The organism is Terriglobia bacterium, from assembly GCA_035712365.1.
Classification (GTDB): Bacteria; Acidobacteriota; Terriglobia; order UBA7540; family UBA7540; genus SCRD01.
The window spans coordinates 13,701-36,902 of the sequence record DASTAW010000062.1 but is presented as its reverse complement, the minus strand read 5'-3'; the positions used below and the strand labels follow the sequence as shown (position 1 = coordinate 36,902).

At 57.8% G+C, this 23,202-nt stretch carries 23 protein-coding genes; 7 read left to right on the top strand and 16 right to left on the bottom strand.

Annotated elements, in window-relative coordinates; all coding sequences use genetic code 11:
• Positions 1 to 55: 55 nt before the first annotated feature.
• The 4 genes from VFQ24_18395 to VFQ24_18380 all read right to left on the bottom strand — a co-directional run bounded on the left by VFQ24_18395 (position 56) and on the right by VFQ24_18380 (position 4,890).
• Positions 56 to 1,411: a Tad domain-containing protein gene (locus VFQ24_18395; GenBank protein HET9180331.1), complete on the bottom strand. Its 1,356-nt coding sequence runs from the start codon at positions 1,409 to 1,411 to the stop codon at positions 56 to 58.
• A gap of 887 nt (positions 1,412 to 2,298) precedes the next feature.
• Entirely contained in the window at positions 2,299 to 3,210 is a 912-nt protein-coding gene (locus tag VFQ24_18390) for an alpha/beta hydrolase (protein HET9180330.1), read from the bottom strand.
• 19 nt (positions 3,211 to 3,229) lie between these two features.
• On the bottom strand, positions 3,230 to 4,438 hold the full coding sequence (locus VFQ24_18385) for an MFS transporter (protein ID HET9180329.1): 1,209 nt from the start codon (positions 4,436 to 4,438) through the stop codon (positions 3,230 to 3,232).
• Positions 4,439 to 4,551: 113 nt separating this feature from the next.
• Positions 4,552 to 4,890 carry a carboxymuconolactone decarboxylase family protein gene (locus VFQ24_18380; protein ID HET9180328.1) on the bottom strand — a complete coding sequence of 113 codons (339 nt, stop codon included), beginning with the start codon at positions 4,888 to 4,890 and terminating at the stop codon, positions 4,552 to 4,554.
• Positions 4,891 to 5,247: 357 nt separating this feature from the next.
• On the opposite strand from VFQ24_18380, the gene VFQ24_18375 reads away from it, so the two are divergent.
• Complete coding sequence (locus tag VFQ24_18375) at positions 5,248 to 6,372, top strand: substrate-binding protein (GenBank protein ID HET9180327.1); 1,125 nt, start codon at positions 5,248 to 5,250, stop codon at positions 6,370 to 6,372.
• 73 nt (positions 6,373 to 6,445) lie between these two features.
• Positions 6,446 to 6,883: a dUTP diphosphatase gene (gene dut, locus VFQ24_18370; protein ID HET9180326.1), complete on the top strand. Its 438-nt coding sequence runs from the start codon at positions 6,446 to 6,448 to the stop codon at positions 6,881 to 6,883.
• A 76-nt stretch (positions 6,884 to 6,959) separates the two neighbouring features.
• Here dut and VFQ24_18365 read toward each other — a convergent pair whose 3' ends face one another.
• The 7 genes from VFQ24_18365 to VFQ24_18335 all read right to left on the bottom strand — a co-directional run bounded on the left by VFQ24_18365 (position 6,960) and on the right by VFQ24_18335 (position 11,862).
• Positions 6,960 to 8,348, bottom strand: a complete 1,389-nt coding sequence (locus VFQ24_18365) for a histidine kinase (GenBank protein HET9180325.1) — start codon at positions 8,346 to 8,348, stop codon at positions 6,960 to 6,962.
• Positions 8,333 to 8,578, bottom strand: a complete 246-nt coding sequence (gene thiS / locus VFQ24_18360) for a sulfur carrier protein ThiS (GenBank protein HET9180324.1) — start codon at positions 8,576 to 8,578, stop codon at positions 8,333 to 8,335. The genes VFQ24_18365 and thiS overlap by 16 nt, the downstream gene beginning before the upstream one ends.
• A gap of 524 nt (positions 8,579 to 9,102) precedes the next feature.
• Complete coding sequence (locus VFQ24_18355; protein ID HET9180323.1) at positions 9,103 to 9,423, bottom strand: ATP synthase F0 subunit C; 321 nt, start codon at positions 9,421 to 9,423, stop codon at positions 9,103 to 9,105.
• Between the two features lie 132 nt (positions 9,424 to 9,555).
• The gene (gene atpB / locus VFQ24_18350; protein HET9180322.1) at positions 9,556 to 10,377 is read right to left on the bottom strand and encodes a F0F1 ATP synthase subunit A; all 822 of its coding nucleotides are present in this window, start codon (positions 10,375 to 10,377) and stop codon (positions 9,556 to 9,558) included.
• Positions 10,367 to 10,765: a hypothetical protein gene (locus VFQ24_18345; protein HET9180321.1), complete on the bottom strand. Its 399-nt coding sequence runs from the start codon at positions 10,763 to 10,765 to the stop codon at positions 10,367 to 10,369. The genes atpB and VFQ24_18345 overlap by 11 nt, the downstream gene beginning before the upstream one ends.
• Positions 10,737 to 11,006, bottom strand: a complete 270-nt coding sequence (locus VFQ24_18340; protein HET9180320.1) for an AtpZ/AtpI family protein — start codon at positions 11,004 to 11,006, stop codon at positions 10,737 to 10,739. Before VFQ24_18340 ends, VFQ24_18345 begins: the two co-directional genes overlap by 29 nt.
• A 385-nt stretch (positions 11,007 to 11,391) precedes the next feature.
• On the bottom strand, positions 11,392 to 11,862 hold the full coding sequence (locus VFQ24_18335) for an NUDIX domain-containing protein (protein HET9180319.1): 471 nt from the start codon (positions 11,860 to 11,862) through the stop codon (positions 11,392 to 11,394).
• A 186-nt stretch (positions 11,863 to 12,048) separates the two neighbouring features.
• On the opposite strand from VFQ24_18335, the gene VFQ24_18330 reads away from it, so the two are divergent.
• Entirely contained in the window at positions 12,049 to 12,450 is a 402-nt protein-coding gene (locus VFQ24_18330; GenBank protein HET9180318.1) for a DoxX family protein, read from the top strand.
• Between the two features lie 105 nt (positions 12,451 to 12,555).
• On the opposite strand, the gene VFQ24_18325 is transcribed toward VFQ24_18330, so the two are convergent.
• Complete coding sequence (locus VFQ24_18325) at positions 12,556 to 13,464, bottom strand: hypothetical protein (protein ID HET9180317.1); 909 nt, start codon at positions 13,462 to 13,464, stop codon at positions 12,556 to 12,558.
• A gap of 211 nt (positions 13,465 to 13,675) precedes the next feature.
• On the opposite strand from VFQ24_18325, the gene VFQ24_18320 reads away from it, so the two are divergent.
• The 3 genes from VFQ24_18320 to VFQ24_18310 all read left to right on the top strand — a co-directional run bounded on the left by VFQ24_18320 (position 13,676) and on the right by VFQ24_18310 (position 16,543).
• Positions 13,676 to 15,382, top strand: a complete 1,707-nt coding sequence (locus tag VFQ24_18320; protein HET9180316.1) for a GMC family oxidoreductase — start codon at positions 13,676 to 13,678, stop codon at positions 15,380 to 15,382.
• Positions 15,383 to 15,447: 65 nt separating this feature from the next.
• The gene (locus VFQ24_18315) at positions 15,448 to 15,801 is read left to right on the top strand and encodes a four helix bundle protein (GenBank protein ID HET9180315.1); all 354 of its coding nucleotides are present in this window, start codon (positions 15,448 to 15,450) and stop codon (positions 15,799 to 15,801) included.
• Positions 15,802 to 15,874: 73 nt separating this feature from the next.
• On the top strand, positions 15,875 to 16,543 hold the full coding sequence (locus tag VFQ24_18310) for a gluconate 2-dehydrogenase subunit 3 family protein (GenBank protein ID HET9180314.1): 669 nt from the start codon (positions 15,875 to 15,877) through the stop codon (positions 16,541 to 16,543).
• A 383-nt stretch (positions 16,544 to 16,926) separates the two neighbouring features.
• Here VFQ24_18310 and nfi read toward each other — a convergent pair whose 3' ends face one another.
• Complete coding sequence (gene nfi, locus VFQ24_18305; protein HET9180313.1) at positions 16,927 to 17,616, bottom strand: deoxyribonuclease V; 690 nt, start codon at positions 17,614 to 17,616, stop codon at positions 16,927 to 16,929.
• Positions 17,617 to 17,844: 228 nt separating this feature from the next.
• Between nfi and VFQ24_18300 the strand changes: the two genes are divergently transcribed.
• Positions 17,845 to 19,005, top strand: a complete 1,161-nt coding sequence (locus tag VFQ24_18300; protein HET9180312.1) for an ROK family transcriptional regulator — start codon at positions 17,845 to 17,847, stop codon at positions 19,003 to 19,005.
• 23 nt (positions 19,006 to 19,028) lie between these two features.
• Here VFQ24_18300 and VFQ24_18295 read toward each other — a convergent pair whose 3' ends face one another.
• From VFQ24_18295 to VFQ24_18285, 3 genes are read right to left on the bottom strand one after another with little or no spacing between them, the layout of a single operon-like run.
• On the bottom strand, positions 19,029 to 19,703 hold the full coding sequence (locus tag VFQ24_18295; protein ID HET9180311.1) for a response regulator transcription factor: 675 nt from the start codon (positions 19,701 to 19,703) through the stop codon (positions 19,029 to 19,031).
• 5 nt (positions 19,704 to 19,708) lie between these two features.
• Positions 19,709 to 21,127, bottom strand: coding sequence for a sensor histidine kinase (locus VFQ24_18290; GenBank protein ID HET9180310.1), 1,419 nt, complete (start codon positions 21,125 to 21,127; stop codon positions 19,709 to 19,711).
• Between the two features lie 4 nt (positions 21,128 to 21,131).
• Positions 21,132 to 22,880: a CRTAC1 family protein gene (locus VFQ24_18285; protein ID HET9180309.1), complete on the bottom strand. Its 1,749-nt coding sequence runs from the start codon at positions 22,878 to 22,880 to the stop codon at positions 21,132 to 21,134.
• Positions 22,881 to 23,202: the final 322 nt, after the last annotated feature.

Genomic DNA, 23,202 nt, shown 5'->3' with positions numbered 1-23,202 from the left:
AACCCGGGAGGACTTGGGCATCTCTGCGGCAAGCAGGTTGTTGCGTTGCCTTCAGTTATTCATGAATCAACCGTATAGGAACCGGGGAGCTACCGCCGGATGCGACGACAGGGGTGCCGCCGCTGCCAGGGCTGCCGCCGGCCGCCGGGCAGGGGATTACATTCATGACGGTGGCATGGACAGTCCCGCTGGTCTCATTATTGAGAAACAGTTGCAGGTATCCCACCACAAAAATGTTAGTTTGGGAGCATGATCCGCCGGGACACAGCGGCGTGCCATCGTAAAGAGGCACTGTCACGATGGAGTCAGAAGTTGAAATGGGACCGCTCAAGCCATAGGGGTTGTTCGATCCCGCTGTAATCGTCCACAAGCCACCCCCCGAGCCTGAATTGACCGCCATGGTGTCCTGTCCTGACGACCCTTGCTGATGAATGAGGCAATCAACTCCTTGCCCTGTTGGGCCAACCATGTTGCCGGTGATCGGCTGGACCGTCTGGCTGCCGCAATTGATTTGCGTGGTATTGCAGCATTCGATGTTCTGCCTATAAAGCGCCGCGTTGTTGGCGCCGGCGCCTCCGCCACCGTTCGCGCAGGAAGGGCAAGCACTCGCCACGCTCCCTGCAGGAAGATAAACGGGATAAAATTTGCTCGGACCTGCCGCCTGCGAGGGGTCGCTGGACTTCACCGTAATCGGCTCACCTTGGACACCACCCGATGAATACAGCCCCGGATTAACGAGGTCTGTACTGTATTCCTGGCTTGGAGGATTGTTATTGAGAAACTGAGCATGGTGGGTGGGAGGACTGGTCGTCGAATCGATACATGCAGGGTTGTCGTATGTTTGTTTGCTTGAGACGAAACTGTGCGCCCAATCACAATTCGGCATCAGCCAGGGCTTAAGGCACGTTGCTCCGACCGGAGGACCGCCGCCCGCAGGATTGAATGCTTCTGCCACAGCCGTGGCTGAAACGTTCGCCGAGTTAATCCCAAAAATTTTGACAAAGAAAGTCGGCATAGCGTTGCTGTGGCCTGTGTCGCGCCCGGCGAGGACCTGCACTTGCGGATCGCTGGCGCTGGTCTCGAGAAATGTAACGTCATCGGTGGTGATGTTGGGCGCAACCCCGGCAATCAGGTTGGCGTTGGTTACTGCGACGGCCCGTTCTTTGGCAGTGGCCTCGCAGTCCGCGGAAATCGAGCCGCTTGAAGCGGTGCAACTTTGCGCGAGATACTGCGCTGCTGCCAGGGCGCCGGCATCGGCCGCGCGCTGGGCCTGGCTTCTTCCGACATAAAGCGATGCGAGGTCAATACCGAGTCCTGCCATCCCGAGGACAAAAATCATTGAGACGGCAATGATCAGGATGCTGACTCCCCGATCGTCGTGGCTACTTCTACTGGCGTATAGGTTCTTCATGATTTGCAGCCCCTCCTGCTGCTCCCCGCACACAATTACACGGTACTCACGGTGCGAACGCGTCTGTACCTCTGCGGGTCAAACACAATAAATTTCAAACCCGGACCCCGTTTGGCCCCCGGTGCCCAAACAAAACTGGTTTTTGTGCTGCGATTAAGACGATGCTTTAACAGGAGAAACCAGGCGTACAAGGCGCCAGGCAAGTCATGCACGATCGACCATCCACGCAAAGCATCATTAACTAGTTGATCAAAACGCTCTGCCATAAACTCACCTAAAGAAGCACAGCCCGGTTCATCTACCCCTATTAGAGAGCGGCGTACGTGCCCGCTTCGTATTCACGTATTAAGCAACCTGCGTTCCAAAGCAGTGCGCTGGAGGTACTGGCAAAGTCGCCGTTTTCACCGTCCTATTTATCGGGGGATGCTGCTGATTGCTTGAGAATTCCTGACCCAAGATTGAGCAACTCTCACATTTGCAGCGCTATGCAACCGGCGCGAACTTGTTGCCGCCGCGGATTTTTAATCAGTGAGCAAAATCCAGGGAAACCGGCCTGAGGCCCTTACCAGTTCTCAGGCGGCTGTAGGCAATCACAAGAAAGGAAGGTCCTTAGGCGGGGCGTCAGGGCAGCATCACGCAGGGTCCGCCGAACTCTAAACGGGAGAGGAATTCCGGCAAGGAAGCATGGTTCTTTCGCGTTTTTAGCTCGAGCATCCGGGCAGCGAGTGAACGCATTTGCGCAGTGGCTTGCGTCCGAAATGAAATCAAGTGCATGCAATGTTTTGCACGTTATCTATCTCGTTAACACCTTCCACTGCCAATACCGGCGCAGGTCCCTGCCCTCAGCAGCTTCTCCCAACCCCGCCCCAGAACCAATAGGATCACCTTCAGTGGGACAGGCCGTTGAGGAAATTCTTCACTGCTTGCTCGTACATTTCATTGCCGGAGGTAAAACCTTCTCCGTGACGGCGGCCGGGAACCACAAGAATGGCTTTGCCGGGGCTTGTGGATTGGGAATAGAGTTCGCGTGCAACTTCAGGCGTGATGCGCCGGTCGCCCTCGACCGCAATAAACAGGATGGGACGCGGGTTGACGCGTTCGACCGCTTTCCTCAGGTCAAAATCCGAAGGCCAGAAGCCGCCTCGCCAGGCAGACCAGTAGATGACCTCATCAACGATCGGAAAGGCTGGAAGGTGAAAGAACAGCCAGGCGTGGTGAGCGATGACGTGGCTGTACGAGAGGAAGGAGCTGTCGGAGATCACGGCGGCTGCATCCTGCGTCTCAGCGGCAGCCATCAGTGCGGCAGAAGCGCCCATCGAAACGCCCCACAGGACGATAGGGCGCTCGGCGTGCTCATCGTTCAGGGCGAAATGCACAGCCGCAATGGCATCAAGCCGCTCCTGATACCCCAGCGTCCCGACGTTTCCGCCGCTCTCGCCCGAGTGGCGAAAGTCGAAGAGCAGACCGTTATATCCCAGGCTGTGGCCGTAAATCTCCATCGGCAGCATTTCAATCCGGGTACGGTTGAGACCATGGCAATAGATGATGGTTCCGCGGGCATGAGGGCCTGCCGGAACGTACCAACCTTTCAGCGAAATGCCATCAGAGGAACGAAATTCGATGGACTGGTAATCAAGGCCGTAGGACTGCGGCGTCTTGCCGTCGTTCCGGTCGTGAAAGTGGAACCTTCGCTGGGTGACGATGCCGGTCAGAAACCACGGCACGACCACGAGAAAGAACAGCGCCGCCAGGGCCAACAGAACAAGGATGATGTTTCGAATGATTCGACGTTTTGACAATGCCGCCTCCCCCATGGGCTTATGGTCCCACGGGCTGGTCCATTCCATTGTGCGGGCCGAGCGAGGGCTTGCCAGGCTCAACGATATGTGTCGCCAGGAGGACGGCAACCACGCCCGTCATCACTGCGCATACTGTCGTCACTGCCAGATAGCCGCGTCGCTCATAAATGGCGCCGCCCGCCAGCACCACCAGCCCGATACCCATCTGCGAAAAAACGTTTCGGAGAGCGATGAACGAGCCACGCTCAGACGTTGGGACCAGCTCGGTCATTAACGCTGCCAGCGGCCCCTGCCGGGAAGCGGCGCCAAGGCTGGTGAAGGCAAAAACGATCAGCAGGCCGGCGCCCCAGGGGAAAAACGGGACCAGGGCCACCGAGAGCGCCAGAAGCACGTTCCCTGCAATCGAAACCGGTCTCTTCCCCCAGCGGTCCGAGAGGACGCCGGCCAGCGGCGCGCTGACCAGGGCCACGAGACCTCCCAGCATAAAGACCCAGCCAATGGTTCGCGTCGGAACGCCGAACGAGGAATTCATCCATTGACCGATGTAATAGAGAAAGCCGTACAGCCCGCCCGAGACAAGGAAGGCGATGACGAGGCCTGCGCTGGTGTCCCGGCGCCTGAAAAATGACTGGCAGGCGCGAAACGTGGTCCGCCACTTTTCCGATGCCTGAGTGGCTTCCCGCCGGTCGCGCGGCAATCGCAGGGAAAGCAGAGCGACCACTGCGGCCAAAGCGGCGAAAAAGTAGAATGTGTTACGCCATCCCAAACGGTCCGCCACCTGGGCGGCAAGAGGAACACCCAGAATCGGAGCGGCAAAGTAGGCCGTCGAGATCCAGCTAAGGGCCCGGCCACGGATACTGTAGTCGAACCAGTCGCCCGCAAAAGCGATGGAACAGGTGGAAATGGCCCCAGCGCCCAGGCCGGTGACACCGCGGGCAACCGTAAGTCCCGTAAAACTTGCGGCATGCGCGGACATCCATGAGGCGCAGCCAAACACGAGCGCTCCCGCAAATAGAAAATGCTTCCGGCCATAGTGGTCTGAAACAATTCCCGTGACCAGGGAGGCGAGTGCCGCCGCCACCGAATAGAAGACGGCCAGCAGTCCTGCCTGCTCAACAGTAATGTGGAGGGAATCTATCAACAGGGGGAGAAGCGCAGGAATGGTCTGGTTGTCAGCCAGCCCCAGAAACAGCAGAAGAAACAGAATACCGATGATCAGAAAGTCCACCCGTCGTCCTCGCAAAATGGTAACCGACGGCTCTGAGGCCTTCAGAAGCGCCAAAGTGTTCTTCAGTCTGGAGTCTTGATGCCACCCTACTCCGAGGGACTCTGCTGCCTTGGCTATTCGAAGTGATGAAGATCCAGGTGGGTCGCAGCCTTGTCGGTCATGTCAACAATACTGGCAGCACCGATTCCAACCGCCACAACAATGGCGTCCGAAATCTCTTCCTTGGTGGCTCCGAGTTCCAGGGCCTTCTTGATGTGACCTCTGGTACAGCCCTCACAGTGTGCCACCAGTGAGCACCCGATTGCGATCAACTCTTTTGTCTTGGCATCGAGCGTGGTGGTGGTGTAATAAGTCTCTTTGTAAAAAGATTTATAGATATTGCGAAACCGGGGTTCAATCATGCCCATTGAGCTGGGGGTAGTTCTCACTTTGTCGGAGTCACGTTTAGCCATCAGCCTTCCTCGGACATTTGGATTTGCGGGCGACGAAACCAGCGCCCTGACCGATCAGCCGCTTGAATTCGCCAAGGCTGGAACGGATTACAGAAATCCAGGGGCAAAAGCTTGATCTTAACACAGATTAATTCCACGTACAGGCAGCGGGGCATTCAGCAGCTTCCTAAGACTCTGCCGACGGACCCGCTTTCATAGACCGGGCATCGACGGCGGCTCGTAACTCGTCTGCAATCCGCTCCGAAGTCAGTTCGGGCGCGGTTGAGGAGACCCAACCCGACGCCGGCAGAGGCTGTGGTGTATACTGTCCCAACCCTGTTCTTGAATCCCGATCAATTTTTAGAAGAGGAGAATGCCATGGTGCCAGAAACAGCGGGACGATCCATCAAGGTCGGTGTGATTATGGACATAACAGGTCCACTTTCGTTCATGGGGATCGCCAGCGCAAATGTTGCCAGGATGGTGATTGACGACATCAATGCGAAAGGTGGGTTGTTAGGGCGACATATCGATCTCCTCATCGAAGACAGTGCAACGACTGACGGCGTAGCCGAAGCCAAAGCTGCCAAGCTGGTTCAGCAGGATCAAGTGGATCTAATCCTCGGCGGCATTTACAGCTCGACGCGCCAGGCGATCAAAGGCCCGGCCGTTGTAAAGGGGAGGAAGCTATATATCTACCCGGAGCAATACGAGGGGCAGGAATGCGACCCGCTCATCTTCTGTACTGGCCCCGTGCCGGCGCAACAGGTTGAACCGCTCATCCCCTGGCTGATGGAACAAACTGGGGCAAAGAAATTCTACCTGCCATCCGCTGACTATATCTGGCCGCATACGATGAACAAGAAGGTCCGTCAGGTTGTCACTGCCGGCGGCGGCACAATCGTTGGAGAGGAATATTTCCCTCTCGACCACGCCGACTACGGCAAGACTATCGAAAAGATCACGTCCAGCGGCGCAGAAGTGGTCTTCAATACGACTGTCCCTCCCGGGCTCACGCCCTTCCTCGAGCAGCTTTATAATTCCGGCTTCACAAAGCGGGGCGGCTACATGGTTTGCACGTACTTCGACGAGAACTTCGTGAACCTGGTGCCACCCGCGCAGGTGGAGGGATTGTACAGTTGCCTCGATTACTACCAGACCATCAGCGACCCCTTCAGCAAAGAGATGCTCAAGCAGTACAACAAACTCTATTCTGGGAGCGCCAAGTTGACGGCCGGCAGTTCGTGTTCGGGCATGTACCGCGGTCTGAGGTTCTGGGAGGCCGCCGTGAAAGAGGCGGGGTCGCTGAATCAGGCAGAGGTCATCAAGGCGCTGGACCATGCAAAGATTACTAAAGGGCCGGGAGGCCCGGCCGAAATGGTGCCCGGCCAGCACCACGCTCGAATGAACATGTACATCGCCCAGGCAAAAAACGGCAGCTACGAGATTGTTAAGAGTCTGGGAGTGGTTGAACCCAGGGAGTGCACCCAAGGCACCAGGTAAGACACAGAAATTCGGCCCGCACCAGGCATTTCACTCGTTGGGAATCGTCACCGGGTTTTGGAAAGGAATGGTGATGATGAAAATCCGCATTACGGTCGCGAAAGTGCAGCCTAACGCCTCACTGCCGCGATATTCTCATTCAGGACCTTTCGGCGATCTGGCCGCGGACCTGTCGGCAGCGGAGATGGTTTCACTTGCAGCCGGGGAAACGAAAGCGATCGGCACGGGATTGGCCTTTGAGTTCCCTCCTGAATTCGGCGCGCTGGTCGAAGACCGATCAGGCTTGGCGCTCAAGGGCATCACCACGCTGGCAGGCGTGATCGATCCCGGATATCGGGGGGAACTCAAAGTGGTGATGGCGAACCTGGGCAGCAAACCCTTCAGTATCCAGCCGGGAGACCGCATCGCCCAGCTCCGTATCGTTCGCCGGATTGAAGCGGAGTTCATCGAAGCCGAATCCGTGTCCGAGACGCAGAGAAATACGCGAGGCTTCGGAAGCACGGGCAACTAACGCGGCCCAATCTGCCACGGGAGAATGCAGCGTAGGACCGCGCAAGGAGACGGCGCAGCGGCCTCGCGAACCTGAGCTAAGGCTCGGCCTGCGCCGCTTCCATAGAAACCGCTTCTTCAGCCGCCACCACCTCCGGCAGCTCAAAGCGGACCGTCGTTCCCTTTCCCGGTTCGCTTTCGACCTTCATGGAAAACTCCTGGCCGTAAAGCACCTTCAGCCGCTCCTGCACGTTTGTGATTCCAATGCCGGAAGCATAAATTTGGGGCAACCGGCTTTTGGGAATGCCCAGGCCGTCGTCGCTGACCTGGATGGCGATCCTGCCGTTGCGGCGGGTGGCGCGCAGCGTAATAGTTCCTCCTTCGATTTTCGGTCCGATTCCGTGGCGGATGGCATTTTCCACCAGCGGCTGCAGAATCATCGAGGGTACAATCACGTCCAGCGCTCCCGGATCAATTTCCTGCACCACCCGAAGCTTATCGCGCCCGAAACGCACGACCTCAATGTCCAGGTAGTCGGCGATGAAGTCGAGTTCCTGGCGCAGGGGCGCAAAGTGGGTCTGGGTCTTAAGCCTTCGGCGCAGTATGCTCGAGAGCTTCACCAGCACCTTGCGGGCAGTGTCCGGGTCCAGTCGAATCAGCGACGAAACGGTGTTCAGCGTATTGAAGAGAAAATGGGGGTTGATCTGGCTGATCAGGCTGTCCATGCGGGCCTGAATCAGGCTGCGTTCCTTCTCCTCCAGTTTCTGCTCGATGCGGGTGTTGTTCCAGATGCGCAGCGGGAGAGCTACGGCAATCGCGGTCGCAAAAAGGACCAGGATTTCCGTCCACAGGCCGGTCGGGTTCAGGAAAAAGAGGTTACCATTGGCAACCCGCCCCAGCTCGACACGCGATAGCTCTAAAAAGACGCAAATCAGAAAAAACAGGATCTGCCAGTCCATGGAAGGTTGCTTGAACCGCTGTTTGATGGAGCGATACAAACTGAGGTCGATGAAAGGCGAGAACTTCCAGACTTCTTCTTTGTTGGGGCAGAGCCAGCGCGCCGAGCCGGCCACCACCGCGTAGAGAACCGCCATCGGAACGGCAAGGAGTTCGTGCCGCGCAGGCATCACAAACCCCATCGGCAAAGTAAACACATGAGGAATGAGCACGGCCGGCAGACTGACCATCATGCCGACCACCAGGCCAACCATGGTGCCGCCCAGCAAGCCGCCGATGACCGTGATTTCCAGACTCAGGTCGCTGCCCTGGTAGCCAGCCACAAGGCGCGTGAGGACGCCCAGCATGAAAGGCACGCCAAGGAAGGCGGCGAAAAGAAGCTTTTGTTTGGGTGTCCGGATTTCAACCAGCAACAGGCGGCGGAACTTGTCAAACCGGGCAATGATGCTGGCCAATGAGGCTATGACGCCCAGCTTGATCAGCAGAGTGACAAGAACGAGCCCGGAAGTGCTGGTTACAGTGGGAGGCATGGACAATCCCCATGGCACAGGTCGATAGGGCGCCCGCCCCCGACCATCCGGACAATCTCAAGCCGGTCGCCGTTCTCCAGCCGCGTTTCGGTCCAATTCGCTCTCTTGACAACTTCCAGATTGCGCTCGATTGCAACGCGATCGGCGGGAAGCTCCAGCCATTCGACCAGACCTGCGAGGCTCAGGCCGTCCGGGACTTCACGCTGCTCGCCGTTTAACTGCAGGACCATGATGCTCCCGAAGGAATCTGAAACCGGAGCCGCCACCAACGGCGGCTCGAATTCTCCGGTACGAATCCGGGCAACACACCCAAGCTTGTAAAAATGGTAGCGATTCGGGCATTGCAAGGCAACAGAAAACTCAAGCAGGGCCCGGCACTGGGCGAGTAGCCCTGGCAGATGGAAGGTGGCAGGGGTTAGGTCACGACGTGTGCAGGTGTCGGAGCCGTACAATCTCGACGGTCATGATCGGCTGCAATGGACGCAGGCCATCGTGGTCGGCGTACATTTCACTGCACAGCCCAACTTCCTGCAAAACGCCACTCATCGTCGGAGGGGAGCCGCCTCACGAGAGAGTGGGAGGCCAAACCTCCCACCCTCCGCGAAACCGTTCAGGACTATCGACTTTTGACGAAGATGACCGCCAGCGACTCGAACGCGGTCTCGCACTGTAACCGCCCTGTCCACCAGACTTCGGCGGCTTGCGGTCGCAGCGGCAGGCCCGCAGCACTTCCGCCAGCCCTGCCTCGGATCGCCTACTTCACTTTGAGGAAAATAATCACAAATGTGTACAGGGCCAGGGACTCGATGAAGATTAGTCCCAAAATCAGGAACAGAAAGATTCCCGGCCGAGCGCCGGGATTGCGGGCGACACCTTCACAAGCGCCAGCAGCGGCCCTTCCTTGTCCTAATCCGCAAAGTCCCGAAGCGATTGCCATGCCCACGCCCGCACCGATCGGCACCCAGTCGGTGCCGCCCCCCGCCGAACCGGCGGACCCCTGCGCCGCGAGCAGTGGGACCGTGTAGAACAGCCCCATCGCTATACCAATCAAACCAACTACCTTCGCTTTCATCATTCCTCCTGAAACTCTCCAGGTTGCCTCTGGAGAGTTTTATGAAATTTCCGCCAGTGGGTGGTTACCCGCCACCGCTGGGGCAGGGCGGGCCTCACGCTTACGGATAAAGCCGAATTAAAAGACAGGTGGCCGTTAGTGCTCCTCCGACGTCGCCAAGCTGATATAAAGTGCCGGGAGAATCATAAAAACGTAGGCTTGCAGGAGTGCTTCGAATACGTGCAGCGCCATGAATATCACCGGGGCCAAAACCGCGATTAAAAGTCCGACAGGGCTCAAGATAACGTATCCCGCATGCACCAAGTAGCCATAGAAATTCAAACCGAGCGACATAAAGAGACCGGGCACCGTCACACTGGCCAACATGTTGCCCCACAAACGCGCGGTGAGGGAAAGCATCCGCAGGAAGTTGCTGAACACTTCAATGGGGAAAAATAGCCAGGCGATCGCGAGCATTGGCCCGCTCAGGTGCCGCAGATACCCGAAGATTCCTTTCACGCGGAATCCGTGGAAATTGTAATGAAGGAAGGCGGCCACCGCGCACCCCAAAGGCACATAAACGGTCGCCGTGGGTGTGATGAGTGTCGGAACCAAACCCTCAAGATTGCAAAGCAGGATGAAAAGTCCGAGAGTGCCGACCATGGCAACGTAGCGCCGGCCGCCGTGCCCGACCACTTCATCCACCAGGTTGCGACTAAACTCGAGATAAACTTCCATCGCCATCTGGAACTTCCCAGGGTGCTCCATGGACAGCCGGGTCCGAAGAATGATCGCACCCACGACAATGATCAGGAGTACGAGGATTTCACCCGCAACGTAGTCCGGAATGGGATGCACCGGATCTGCAGGCCGCGCGAAGGCCATGTGCGGAAGGTACGAAATCGCCACAAGGAGGGCCGCGACCGCATGCCCGAAAAGCTTATTCAGGATGGCTGTGAACCAGAGGTCATGCCCCATAGTCGTCTGACCGAATCAACCTTCCCAGCAAATTCAGGGATTCAGCAAGGGTCCCCGCAAACGGCACAAACAGACCCGCTAGAATTCCCGTGAACGGAAGCCAATGCGTTTCATAAAAGATGAGCACAGCTCCGAATGCGATAGGATACCGCAGGACAAGACTTATCAAGACCCGCTTGGGCGCGGCTCGTTCGCCGGCATTGAGCGCAGCCTTCACAGCTTGCGCCAGCCAGTGATAACCCAGAATGGAAATTCCCGCACCCACAGCGAAAGCGCCAGCCATCTGCGTCCGGCCAAGAACCAGGAAAACGAGAATGCCGAGGCCGGCGAGAGATCCCATCCATCGCGGCAGCCTGACTTCAGCGCCGTCCAGAATTGCTGGATTCATTGTCCCGCTCTGCATTTTTTTCTGTCCGGGCCAGAATTTGGAGGACCTCGATAATGCCTCCAGCCGCCCCTGCCAAACCTCCAATAATAACTAAAACCGGCGACGTGTGCAGGTGGTCATCGAGAAACCAGCCCAGCAGGACGCCTCCTACCATAGCGCCTGGAATAATAAAGCCCAGGCTCGAATAGAAAGCAACCTGCGCCCAAATGCTTCCGGAATTCGGTTTTTGTGGGAACGCCATTCCCACGCCTCAATCAAAAAAACAACGGGCCGGCCATCGCGCTGCCACGATAAGGGCCTCGGCGATTCATCAAAAACTACCGATTGGGAGGGCGGCCGTTACAGGCCGCACAGCTTCCACCGCTCCCCGTCGGTACCCTTTCGGGGGGCCTTGTTCATCATCATCCTTGCGAGATGTCCGGAGTTCAGAACTTAAGGCAGCGATCCTGTCCGTGACAGCCAGGAATTATAGAATACAATGAATCGACCCGATCAGCGAAACAAAAAAACAGGTGCAATCGAGGCGTTGGACCTGGGACGACGCGCCCTTGGGACCCATCCCTCACGTCTGCATCGCCTTCGGAGGTTCAAAACCCGCATCAGGCACACGGACCGATTCAACGAGCCTATTTATTTCCATGCCCCGTAATCCTCTCCAATTCGTCAATCAATGCAGTCTGAGCGGGATTGATTCTTTTTCTCGCCTCCTCCGGCGTAAAAAAGGCGGCCCGATCGATTTCGGGAAATTCCTGTTGCTTTCCCGAACGCGGCGGCCATTCCATGGTGAAGGTGTTGCTTTTCAGGACCGCCGGATCGCAATCGGCTTGGAAGGCCCATGCACGGACAACTTTCCCGCTCTTTTGGATAATCTGGCCCAGCAGGATGAATTGACCTTCAGGGGATATGCCTGTCTCTTCGAAGAATTCGCGCCGGGCGGCATCCAGATTATCCTCCCCGGCGGAGACCTCACCCTTGGGTATGCTCCATGCCCCAGCATCTTTCTTTTTCCAGAAGGGGCCGCCGGGATGGACCAGCAGCAGTTCGACCCGGCCTTCTCGCACCCGATACATCACCAATCCTGCGCTGAGTTTTGGCATGAAGCCAGTATAACGGGTTGAAACCACCTGACGAAATCTGGAAGGACCGGGGATTCGTTGCCGTGCAGTACCTGACTCGCGCCCTGGCGCGGCACGACTCGCCCACAGACGGTCGCGCGCCGGTTACCATTTTGTGAGAAAATTCAAGGGACCAGATTACCAAAGCAAGCTTGAGGAGGCACGAGCATGGCTAGTTCGACGGCGGCAATCCGATCCGTGGAACCCTGGGGACGTTCCCTTTTGAGAATCGTGGTAGGTCTCACTTTCTCTGAGCACGGATTTCAGAAACTTTTTGGGCTTTTGGGAGGGCACAGACAAACCCATCTGTTCTCTCTGTTCGGGCTGGCCGGCGTGCTGGAATGCTTTGGAGGAATCCTGCTGATTCTCGGGCTCTTCACAGTCCCGGTGGCATTCATCCTCTCGGGCGAGATGGCGGTGGCCTACTTCAAAGCCCATTTTCCCAGAGGAGGTCTGCCGATTCAAAACGGCGGCGAACTGGCCATCGTGTATTGCTTCGTCTTCCTCTATCTGTTTATGGCCGGCGGCGGGCCGTTCAGCCTCGACCGCCTGATCCGGAAGAAGCATTAGTGTCGTGCACCGGGGATCTTGGCACATGCAGCGCCCACTTTTAAGCTCGGCGCTACCTGGGGCGCCAGAGGATTCATGGTCTGTGGAGTAGGGCGCTGGCGGGAATCAATGAGGCGCGGAATTCGCCTGCTCATTCTGACGTTTTTCAGTCAGCACCGCCTTTCGCGTGGCCGTCAGCATATCGGTCACCGCTTCGCGGGCGACCCTGCGGATCAGGGGATCGACAAACCAGGCGACTAGAAACGGCACGTCCCGCGAAAGCGAGATCGATTCCCACTCGATAATCACGCCGTTGTCGCGTTTTTGATAGCGCCAGTAGGAATTAATGCGCCATAGATAGCCACTGTCCTGCCCAACCGGTTCAAGGCGCTCGTGTGGAGTTCCGGCGTCCTCCACCTGCTGGATGCGGCTCGAAACGCTTCGGCTGTACCCGCTGTCGTGGCCGACTGGCGTAAAATGGATGTCATACCACGTGTCGAGCGTAACCGTCACAACGCTCTTCTTCTGCAAGCGCATATAGACCTTGTAGTCATCCTCGTCAATTCTCCCCACCAGCCGCGAGCGGATGACCTCAGGATGGTAGATATTCTTAAAGTTGTCGTAGTCGCGCAGAATATCGAGCGCAGAAGTCACTGACTTTCCCGGGATGAAAACATCGCCAACCCAATGATGGATCATGGCGTCGGGAACGTCGAAGGAGTCCTTGCCGGCGGCGTGCGTCTGAATTGGCTGCACGAAAACGTCGCCCCTCTTGAGACTTTTCATGATGGAATCATATTCAGACTTGGGCAGTGATTCGATATACAAGAAGTCATCCGGATGGCTTTCATCACGCTTCATGCGCGCCTCAGCCAGCGCGACATACTGGTTGAACGCCTGCACGGTCTTCGGCTTCAATTCCGCCGCGGCAAGCTCGGAGGGACTTGCAGCGTGCAACCCAATCGCTGCAATTAGAAATGCTGGAACCAGTTTCCATCTCGGGCGCCCGACGACCCCTTCCACCTCTGCTGCCATATATCTGAATGTTAACACGTCCGAGTGGCCAACACCGATTCCTGCTCCACCACGCCTCGAATACCACGCCGGAAGATCGGCTCCGGCGGGTCCCCCAATTCGTCATGCAATCCTACTGAAATCTTGCGATCTGCATCACATCTGTAAAACCCCTCAACGGGATTTTTGTGATACACTCCCCTCGGAAATCGAATTAATGGGGCAGGCGGTCATGGCACAAATCAAAAAACCTTCACGAGTTTATGACGCAATCATTGTGGGATCAGGCGCCGGCGGCGGCATGGCGGCTTATGTTCTGACCAGGGCCGGAGCCAAGGTGCTGATGCTCGAGGCAGGCGGCTGGTATGACACCGCGAAGCAATCCAAGATGTTTGAATGGGATTATCAGGCCCCGCACCGTGGCGCCGTGAAGCCCAACACCACTTTCGGCTATTTCGACGCCGCGGTAGGTGGATGGCAGATACCCGGCGAGCCTTACACCAACGCGCCCGGAACCGATTGGACCTGGTTCCGCTCGCGCATGCTTGGCGGGCGCACCAACCACTGGGGCCGCATCTCGCTGCGTTTCGGGCCATACGACTTCAAGCCCTACTCGCGCGACGGCAAGGGCTTTGACTGGCCGATCACCTATGAAGAGCTGGCGCCGTATTACGACAAGACGGAAGAGTTAATCGGTGTTTACGGCTCGATCGAACACGTTGAAAACGCGCCGGACGGAAAGTTCCAACCGCCGCCAGCCCCTCGCTGCTACGAGCTGCTCATCCAGAAGTCTTGCCAGAAACTCAATATAACCTGCATACCTTCACGCCTCTCGATCCTGACGCGGCCGCTCAACGGCCGGCCCGCCTGCCACTACTGCTCTCAGTGCGGACGGAGTTGCGCAACTTCATCGAACTTCTCCTCGCCAACGGTGTTGATTCCGCCGGCCATGGAAACGGGAAACCTTGACATCATCTGCAACGCCATGGTGCGCGAGGTGCTGACGGGAGCTGACGGCCTGGCAACCGGCGTCTCCTACATCGACAGGACAACGCGCAAGGAAGTGCAGACGCGCGGCAAGGTTGTGGTCCTGGCGGCCAGCAATTGCGAGACCTGCCGGCTGCTGCTGAATTCCCGCAGCCCACGGCATCCGGACGGCCTGGCCAATTCCACCGGAGTGGTGGGTCGCTACCTGATGGATACCGTCGGAGCAGATGGTACGGTAGGGTTCTTCCCCGTGCTGATGGACCTGCCGCCGCACAATGACGATGGCACCGGCGGGATGCACCTCTATATGCCCTGGTGGAATTATGAGAAGCAGTTCAAGCACCAGATGCCTTTCTCCCGCGGTTACCACATCGAGTTCGGAGGCGGGCGCGATATGCCTGGCGCCGGCAGCTTCGGCCATTCGGAACGGTTCCTCGGCGGTGGTTATGGCGAGGAGCTGAAAAAGGGCTGCAGGAAGCTGTTCGGAGCGTTTGTCGGTTTTTCCAGCCGTGGCGAAATGATCCCCAACGACGATAGCTGGTGCGAGATCGATAAGAACGTCGTCGATGAATGGGGCATCCCGGTGCTGAAGTTCCACTTTAAGTGGACCCAGGATGAGATTCTGCAGGCCCGGCATGCGCGGGAAACTTTCCGCGAGATTATTGAAACCGCCGGCGGCGAAGTTGTGCGGACGTACGGAGCCGAAGAAAACTGGGGCATCTCGCGCGGCGGCGAAATCATCCACGAAGTGGGCACAGCAAGGATGGGGTCAGACCGCAGCACTTCAGCTCTGAATCCCTATTGCCAGGCGTGGGACTGCAGGAACCTGTTCATCACCGACGCCGCTCCGTTCGTCAGCAATGCCGACAAGAATCCGACGCTCACAATTCTGGCTCTGGCCTGGCGGACTTCGGAGCACATCGTGGACGAGATGAAGAAACGCAATGTGTGAGAGGCGACATGTGGTACGTGGCATGTCGTAGGTGGTAGATGGCAGATGGGGGCTGGAAGTGCAGCATGAGCATCGAGCGGTTCGAGCAACTCGAAGTATGGCAGGTGGCTCACCAGATTGTGTTGGATGTTTACAAAGGGACAACGCACTTGCCGCCAGAGGAGAAATTCGGTTTGACTTCGCAGATGCGCCGGGCGGCAGTCTCTGTGCCAGCCAATATTGCCGAAGGTTTCAAAAGGAGAGGCGCGGCCGACAAGAAGCGTTTTTACAATATTGCGCAGGGTTCGCTCGAAGAGCTCAGGCACTACGCACTTCTCTGTCACGACCTTGGTCTTCAGATGGAGCCGGATCATCTTCCGGAGCGAATCGACCAAGCCGGCCGGATGCTGACAGGCCTGATCCGATCCATCAGGATCTGATGAATATGAGTGCGGCCGCCTTCCAACCCCATATGCCGTCTACCATATGCCACCTACTATGCAAGGAGTTGACATGAAAAAGAACACTGCCGACAACGGAACACCTATCAAACGGCGCGACATACTGAAAGTCTTCTCGGCTGTTCCAGCGGCGGCGTTGGTCCCGCTGAGCGCCGTCGCGGCGCCGCCTCAGAATACCGCCGCGAGCGCGGCAGGCAAAGCCGCATCGGGTTATCAGCGGAAAGTCTTCAACGACCATGAATGGGAAACCGTCAAACTGCTGAGTGACCTGATGATTCCCGCCGACGAGCGAAGCGGCAGCGCCACCCAGGCTGGCGTTCCGGAGTTCATCGATGACTGGCTCGATTTCAGAGGCGGCAGGCTCAAAGCGGAAATCCTGGGAGGCCTCACCTGGCTCGATTTGGAATGCAACCGGCAATTCGGCCATGATTTCATTGGCTGCGCGCCGGCCGAGCAGAAAAAAATCCTGGACCGCATCGCATATCCCGACAAGGCCGCGCCTGAGGATGTGAACTACGTGGCATTTTTCAACCGCCTGCGGGACCTGGTTGTGGGCGGATTCTTCTCAAGCGAGCAAGGCGTGAAGGACTTGCCTTATCAAGGCAACAAGATGGTTGCAGTGTGGGAGGGCTGCCCGTCCAGCGTGCTGGCCCAGATCGAGAAGAATCTCAAGACAAACGGCGTGGCGCTGAGCATGGAAGGCGACAAAACTTCTGCCTGAATCGGCGGTCCGGGCGGTTCCTGAATTTCCGGTCTACTGAGGATTACAAAATCAAGAACGTTTGTAGCGCCGCCTTCCCGGCGGCAATTTTCAGTGCCGGTTCCGCTTGGCGGGACCGGCACTACGGAAGTTCGTCACCCTATTATCCAATCCTCATTAGATGCAGGGTGCCTGTTACGCCTGCTTGTCGCTGAGGGCAACGCGGTTCCCGCCGTCCACCGTGCGCGGGCACACTTCAATCACCTCAAATTCAAAAGTCTGAAGAGCGCGGCGTGCGTGGCCCGGCCCGCGAACTGAGCCTGGTCCACAAGGATCACTTTCTTAGCGTCCATTCAGCCATTGCACGCTACGGGGCCCCTCGACGCCCGGCCGGTGGCGCCAGCCTACCTGCAATTTCGCTGGTAAGCGCAGCGAAGATCGCGCACGTAGTGGTCGGCCTCGCGCGTCGGCCTGGGGATGCGATATCCGTCAATGCAGTTGATGACCACTTTCACCGCGGTTGCGAGCGAGATGCGGTGCCCCTGGGTCACAAAAATGGGTCGCGTATTGTCACGAGTCCGCAGCGCCGTGCCCACGATTTCGCCCTGGTAGTTGAGCGCCGCGGTTGATCCAGACTTCAAGCCAGGCTCGCCAGCTTCACCCACCAGCAGGGACTTTGCGCAGCCGATAGACGGCTTGTCAAACAGCACACCGATGTGGCAGGCGATCCCGAAAAGGCGTGGGTGCGCGCGGCCGTGGCCGTCAATCAGCAACAGGTCAGGTTCGGTCTTCAAGCGCGCGAAGGCCGCCATCAGGATCGGGGTTTCACGAAACGAGAGCAGTCCGGGCACGTAAGGAAATTGCAACCTGCGCCGGGCCATCCGGCGTTCAACCTCTTCGAGCGACGGAAAGCGGTAAACAATGACTCCGGCAAAGGCCTCTTCGGTTGCCGGATCAAACGCGATATCAGCTCCCGCCACATATCGGATCTGGTTGAAAGTGTCTTCCAGCACCACATGCTCGCGGAGGCGGGCCTGGAGTTGAATTGCCTCGCGCGGAGTGATTTTCCACCTGTTTCGGAGTACGGTCCGCATGGTCTTTTCAAATCCTGATCATACTTCATATCACTCATGTGTTAGGAACGGCCATCGCAGGTTGAGGTGTGTTTGGGGTGCAAACGCAGCCAGTTGGCACCAGCCGGAAATCGCGCTACACTCTATGAACTTAGCTTCTTGCATGAAGGACTGTTCGGTTTTGTACCTTTCCCGGAAGCCTTAAGAGGACCCTAAGCGGCGGAGCGCATCCGCGGCCGAAAATCTCCTATGAAGAGCGACTTTCATCTGCAAGCCAGTCTTTTTCAGCTCCTTGAGGAAGTATCGCGCCATCCGTCCATCGAAGCGCGCGCACTGGCCGAAAAGCTGAACCTGAACCTCGCCGCGGTCAGGAGCCAAACGGCGAGGCTGCGCCGCGCCGGACTTGTGGTCCCTTCTCGAGACCGCCGCGGAATGACGCTGAATCCTGATTTCGGCTGCCTGGTGGGAATCGATATGGGAGCGAGCCATCTCCAATTTGCGCTGGCTGACTTTGCCGGCGAGATTATTGCCGACACCACGGAGAAGGTCCGGCCCGAAGACGGGCCCAGAAGAACCATCAGCCAGATCAAGAAAGGCATTCACCGGCTGGTTCCGGCAGGCAAACGCAACACGCTCCGCGCCGTCGCGATGGCGGTCCCCAGCGCCGTCGATCCGCGCAACGGCCTGGTGCTGATGGCCAACAATCTTGAGGGCTGGAGAAACATTAACCTGAAACGCGAATTGGAGAAGGAATTCCGGCTTCCCGTCTGCATCGATAATGACGCCAACATGGCCGCCATCGGCGAACACTGGCGAGGAGTCGCCCGCGGTCTCGACAATTTTGTCTTCATTGCGCTGGGCACCGGCATAGGCTCCGGGATATTCGTCAACGGCCAGCTCTACGTTGGCCGCACCGGCGCAGCGGGCGAGCTGCAGTTTCTGCACGTGGAGTGGCCGCGCTGGAACGAAGATTTCGGGGTCACGGGATATTTTGAAAGCTACGCCTCTGGGCAAGGCATCGCAACCCTCGGCCGCAAGCTCATGAAGCCGCCGCCGGGCGGCCGGTCAGCCGGGCTCGCGGAAACGCGCGACGCCTACTTTGTGTTCGACGCCTTTCGCCGGGGCGATCGAAGAGCGCGCAAGACACTGGAAACCATCTTCACCATTCTCGGCGTTGGCGTCGCAAACATTGTGGGCGTGCTTGACCCCGACATGATCGTGCTGGGAGGAGGCATCAGTCGGGGCGCTCCTGAGTTCATGCTGCGAACGGTTGCCGACGTGGCAAAGAAGATCCAGCCGAACTGCCCGCCAATCCGCATCAGTGAACTGGGCAACCAGGCGCAAACCTGCGGAGCGGTATACTCAAGCCTGATGGCCGCCTGCAAGGCTACCGTTCGCAAAAGCAGGTAAGACAAGGAAAGCTGCCGTGAAATCTATTGCGGTTGGACAATACCCTTTTTTACAGCGTAAAGCACCAGCTCCGCCGTGCGGTGAAGCCCCAAGGTTTCCATCAGCCGCGCGCGATGGACGGCCACCGTGTTGATGCTGATGTCCAGCAGCACGGCGATTTCCTTGTTGGACTTTCCCTGGGCGATGAGCTGCAGGACTTCCTTTTCTCTCAGTGTCAGGCGGTCGTAGGGATCTCCACCCGCTTCCTGCATCGTTCCCGCCTTGAGACCTTCAAGCACCAGGTTTGAAACTGCTGAGCTCATGTAAGCGCCGCCCTGCGCGAGCACCACCACGGCCTGGGCCAGATCGACCTCAATCGCGTCCTTCAAAATATAACCCTTGGCGCCGGCTTCGATGGCCTTGCGAACATACGCTGGATTGGAATACATGCTGAGGATCAGCACCCTGGTTTCCGGATTGGCCTTCAGGATTTCCGCCGTAGCCTCGAGCCCTCCGATTTCAGGCATCAAAAGGTCCATCACAACGACGTCCGGTTTGAGCTTCGCGCATTGCTCGATGGCAGAAAGCCCGGTGTTGGCTTCACCCACGATCGTGATGCGGGCATCGTCTTCCAGCAGACGGCGGAAGCCCTGGCGGACCAGCGCGTGATCGTCAGCCAGAAAAACTCGGACCTTTTTTTCGGCGGCAGCGGGCGGCATGATGTTTATCCTACCTTTTCAGCGAAGCGTGATTCCGGCGCTTCTTTCAGCGGTATTCGGACGTTGATGGCAGTGCCCTTACCCGGAGTTGATTGTACCTTAAGCGTGCCGTTCAGGTGTTCGGCGCGCTCGCGCATCCCCATCAAGCCGATACCGTCATTCGGAGACCGTTCCGCCGGGTTGCCTGTTTCAAATCCTACACCATTGTCGCGGACTTCCAGGCGCAGTTCGCGTTCGCGCTCTTCCATCTCCACCCACGCTTCGGTGGCCCGGGAGTGGCGCGCCACGTTGTTAAGCGCCTCCTGGACGATGCGATAAACGTGGATGGATTCTTCCGGAGGCAACCGTCCGCTTCGCAACGCGCCGCTGAAATGGATGTTGATTCCTGCCTGGCGCGAGAACTGGCGCGTGAACCAGTCGAGCGTCTGGTCAAGCCCGAAATCGTCCAGGACGCCGGGACGGAACATCTGCGACTGGTCACGGACTTTCGCGAGCGTCTCTTCAACAATGTTCTTGACGTACTCAAGCTCCGCAATCAGGGCGGGATCGGGATGGTGGGCCTTGCGCCCTGCCCGGTTCAGCATGACGCCGATGGCAGTGAGGATCTGCCCGAACTCGTCGTGCAGGTCCCGGGCGACGCGCCGAAGCGTCTCCTCCTGGACCTCGATCAGCTTCCAGGAGAGCTTCCGCAATTGCCCGGATTGCTCCTGGAGTTGCTCGGCCAGATGCTGCAGCTTTGCGAAGGTCTTTTTATTAGCTGCAAACGTGTAAAGGCCGGTCCCCAGCGCCAGCAGGAACAACAGGGCCGTGATCAGCAGGATGTCGGTCTTGACGTTTTCATACGTCGCGTTGATGCGGTCGGCGGCATCGGACTGCGCCTGGTCATTCAGCTTCAGGAGGCTGAAAATGATCTCGGAAATGACGGCCCGCTTGTTCTCAAGCTCTGTCTGGATCAATGTTCGTGCTTCTGCAGTTTTGCCTTGCCGCGCCAGGCCAAAAATGCCGTCTGCAGTGGTGCCGAAATCCGCCAGGACCTGGCGTAATTGCATCCGCTTGTCGTGGCTGGCGGGCGTGTCAACAGCATATCGGCCCTCAAGCATCGCGGCATTTTCCATATCGTTCCGGAGGCGCGTGAATTCCGGTTCCCAGTCGCGGATGGGATAACGGCTTTTGGAGAACGCTACGCCTTGCAGTGAGATCGCCAGCAAATAGGCATCGTTCTGCAGCCGCGAAAGCTGCAATGAGGCCTTGCGGTTCTTTTGCACCACGTTGACCTGGAAGTCTTCAAGCCAGCGGATCTGGCGGCTGCTGTACACGACAAAAATGAGGAAGATGGAAAGAATAATGCAGAGGCCGATCCACAGGCGCGTGGAGGGCGATGGAATTTTCCGCAACTGCTCGTACTGCGAGGCCGACTCGCTCATGGGCTTAAGTCATACCGTGGAAGGGAACATCGCCGATGATGCCCTTACCTTCCTGGACCACATACGTGCGCCCGGCTTGCAGCCTTCCGAGTTCCTGCTTCTCCCCGCTCGGCCACTCCAACAATGCTCTTTCGATATACCGGTGAGGGCCAAGACCGAAAGTGACTCTCGGATCGGAGCAGGACAGATAACTCGACCCGCTCTTTACCGTCAGCCAGCGTTTTCCCTGAGGCGCCCAGATGTGAACATTAGTTCCAATTCCATCCCGGTTTGAGCGGACGCCGACCGTGGAAAACCTGATGCTGTGGTTCTCTCCCGCATCGTTGCGATAAAGATACGCGGCCCCGTTATTCGTCGTCATCAGCACGTCGAGGTCGCCGTCGTTGTCAAAATCTCCGTAAGCGGCGCCCCGGGCCACTTTCGGCTGGTCGAACGATTTTCCCACCAGCGCGCTGATATCACGGAACTTGCCACGCCCTTCATTATGAAACAAGCGCGGCGGCTCTGCATAGGTGATACTGGCGTCAACCCGGCTGATGGTGGCGTCGATATGGCCGTTGGCCACCAGCAGGTCAAGCATGCTGTCGAGATCAACGTCAAAAAAGAAGCAGCCGAAGCCAAGCATCATTCGCGTGGATTGTCCCACTGCGGTCGAGGGCGCCTCGTCAATAAAGAAGCCGTGGCCCTCGTTCCGATAGAGGCCCACCATCTGCTGCGAAAAGTTGGTGACCACCAGGCTGGGCATGCCGGAGTTGTCGTAGTCGGCGGCGTCAGCGCCCATTCCGGCCCTGGCCACGCCGTCTTCGCTGAAGGCGACTCCTGCCGAGACTGCAACCTCCGTGAAAGTTCCGTCGTGGTTGTTGTGATAAAGCTTGTTGGGCTGCGTGTCGTTGGCGATGAAGACATCGGGCCAGCCGTCAAGATCGTAATCGATCATCGTGATGCCGAGCGACTTGGAGGTGGGATCGTGCAGGCCGGACTCGCCGGTGACGTCCTCAAAGGTACCGTCGCCGCGGTTATGGAAAAGCCAGCAGGTTGTTCCCGGATATGCCTCCGGCGTGCAATACGACTTGGTCTTTCCATCCAGGCTGCAGAAGATGTCCGTTTCCGGAGACCACTTGACGTAGTTGGCCACCAGCAAGTCCAGATGGCCGTCCCGATCATAGTCAAACCACAACGCGGAGGTGCTCAGGCTCGAGTAGCCGCTGAGGCGCGCGGCTCGCGTTACGTCCGTAAAGGTGCCGTTACCGTTGTTGCGGAAAAGCCGGCTCTGGCCATACGTGGTAACGTAAAAATCGTCAAATCCATCGTTGTCGTAATCCCCCACCGCCACGCCGATGCCGTACATTTCAACGTCGAGGCCGGCCTCGCGTGTAACGTCCGTGAAGGTTCCGTTTTGGTTGTTACGATAGAGCTTCATCGTGGTGCGGCGGTTGCCGTGCCCCGGCCAGTCTTTTCCGTTGATCAGCAGGATGTCCAGCCAGCCATCGTTGTCATAGTCCAGGAAGGCGCAGCCGGAACCCAGAGTTTCCGGCAGATATTTCGCCCCGAACGCGCCGCTGTTGTGACTGAAGACGATGCCAGCTTGCGCGGTAACATCAACGAGTTGGTTCTGAAACGAGTGGCTGGGGGGATTTCGACGCGTCAGCCGCACGAGTTCCTCCCGGATGCGCGGTGACTCGTAAACCAGGCCGCCCGCGCCGCCTACAGCCCCAATCCCCGCAAGCAGCTTGAGCAAATTCCGACGGTTCATTGCGTGTACATTCCGGACCCGACGCCTGAGTGAATTCACAATAACGGCGTCCTGTGCTTGAGGGCAAGCGCTTTTCCGATGGTAGAACTTTTTAGCGGATCGTCTAATCGAATCTGTGCAGCGATGTAGTAGGTTCAGACTAACACGGAGTGGGACGAGCATCGAAGACCCGCAAGAAAACGTGCCGCTCTTTTTATCTTCCGGGCCGGCCCGCGTGCCTAATCCAAAAAAACCAAGTTCGTAGTGGTTTAAAATCATCTGGCAGGTACAAAACGACCTTGCAATACCCGGGCGGAATTCGATAAGGTAAAGCCCTCGGCGT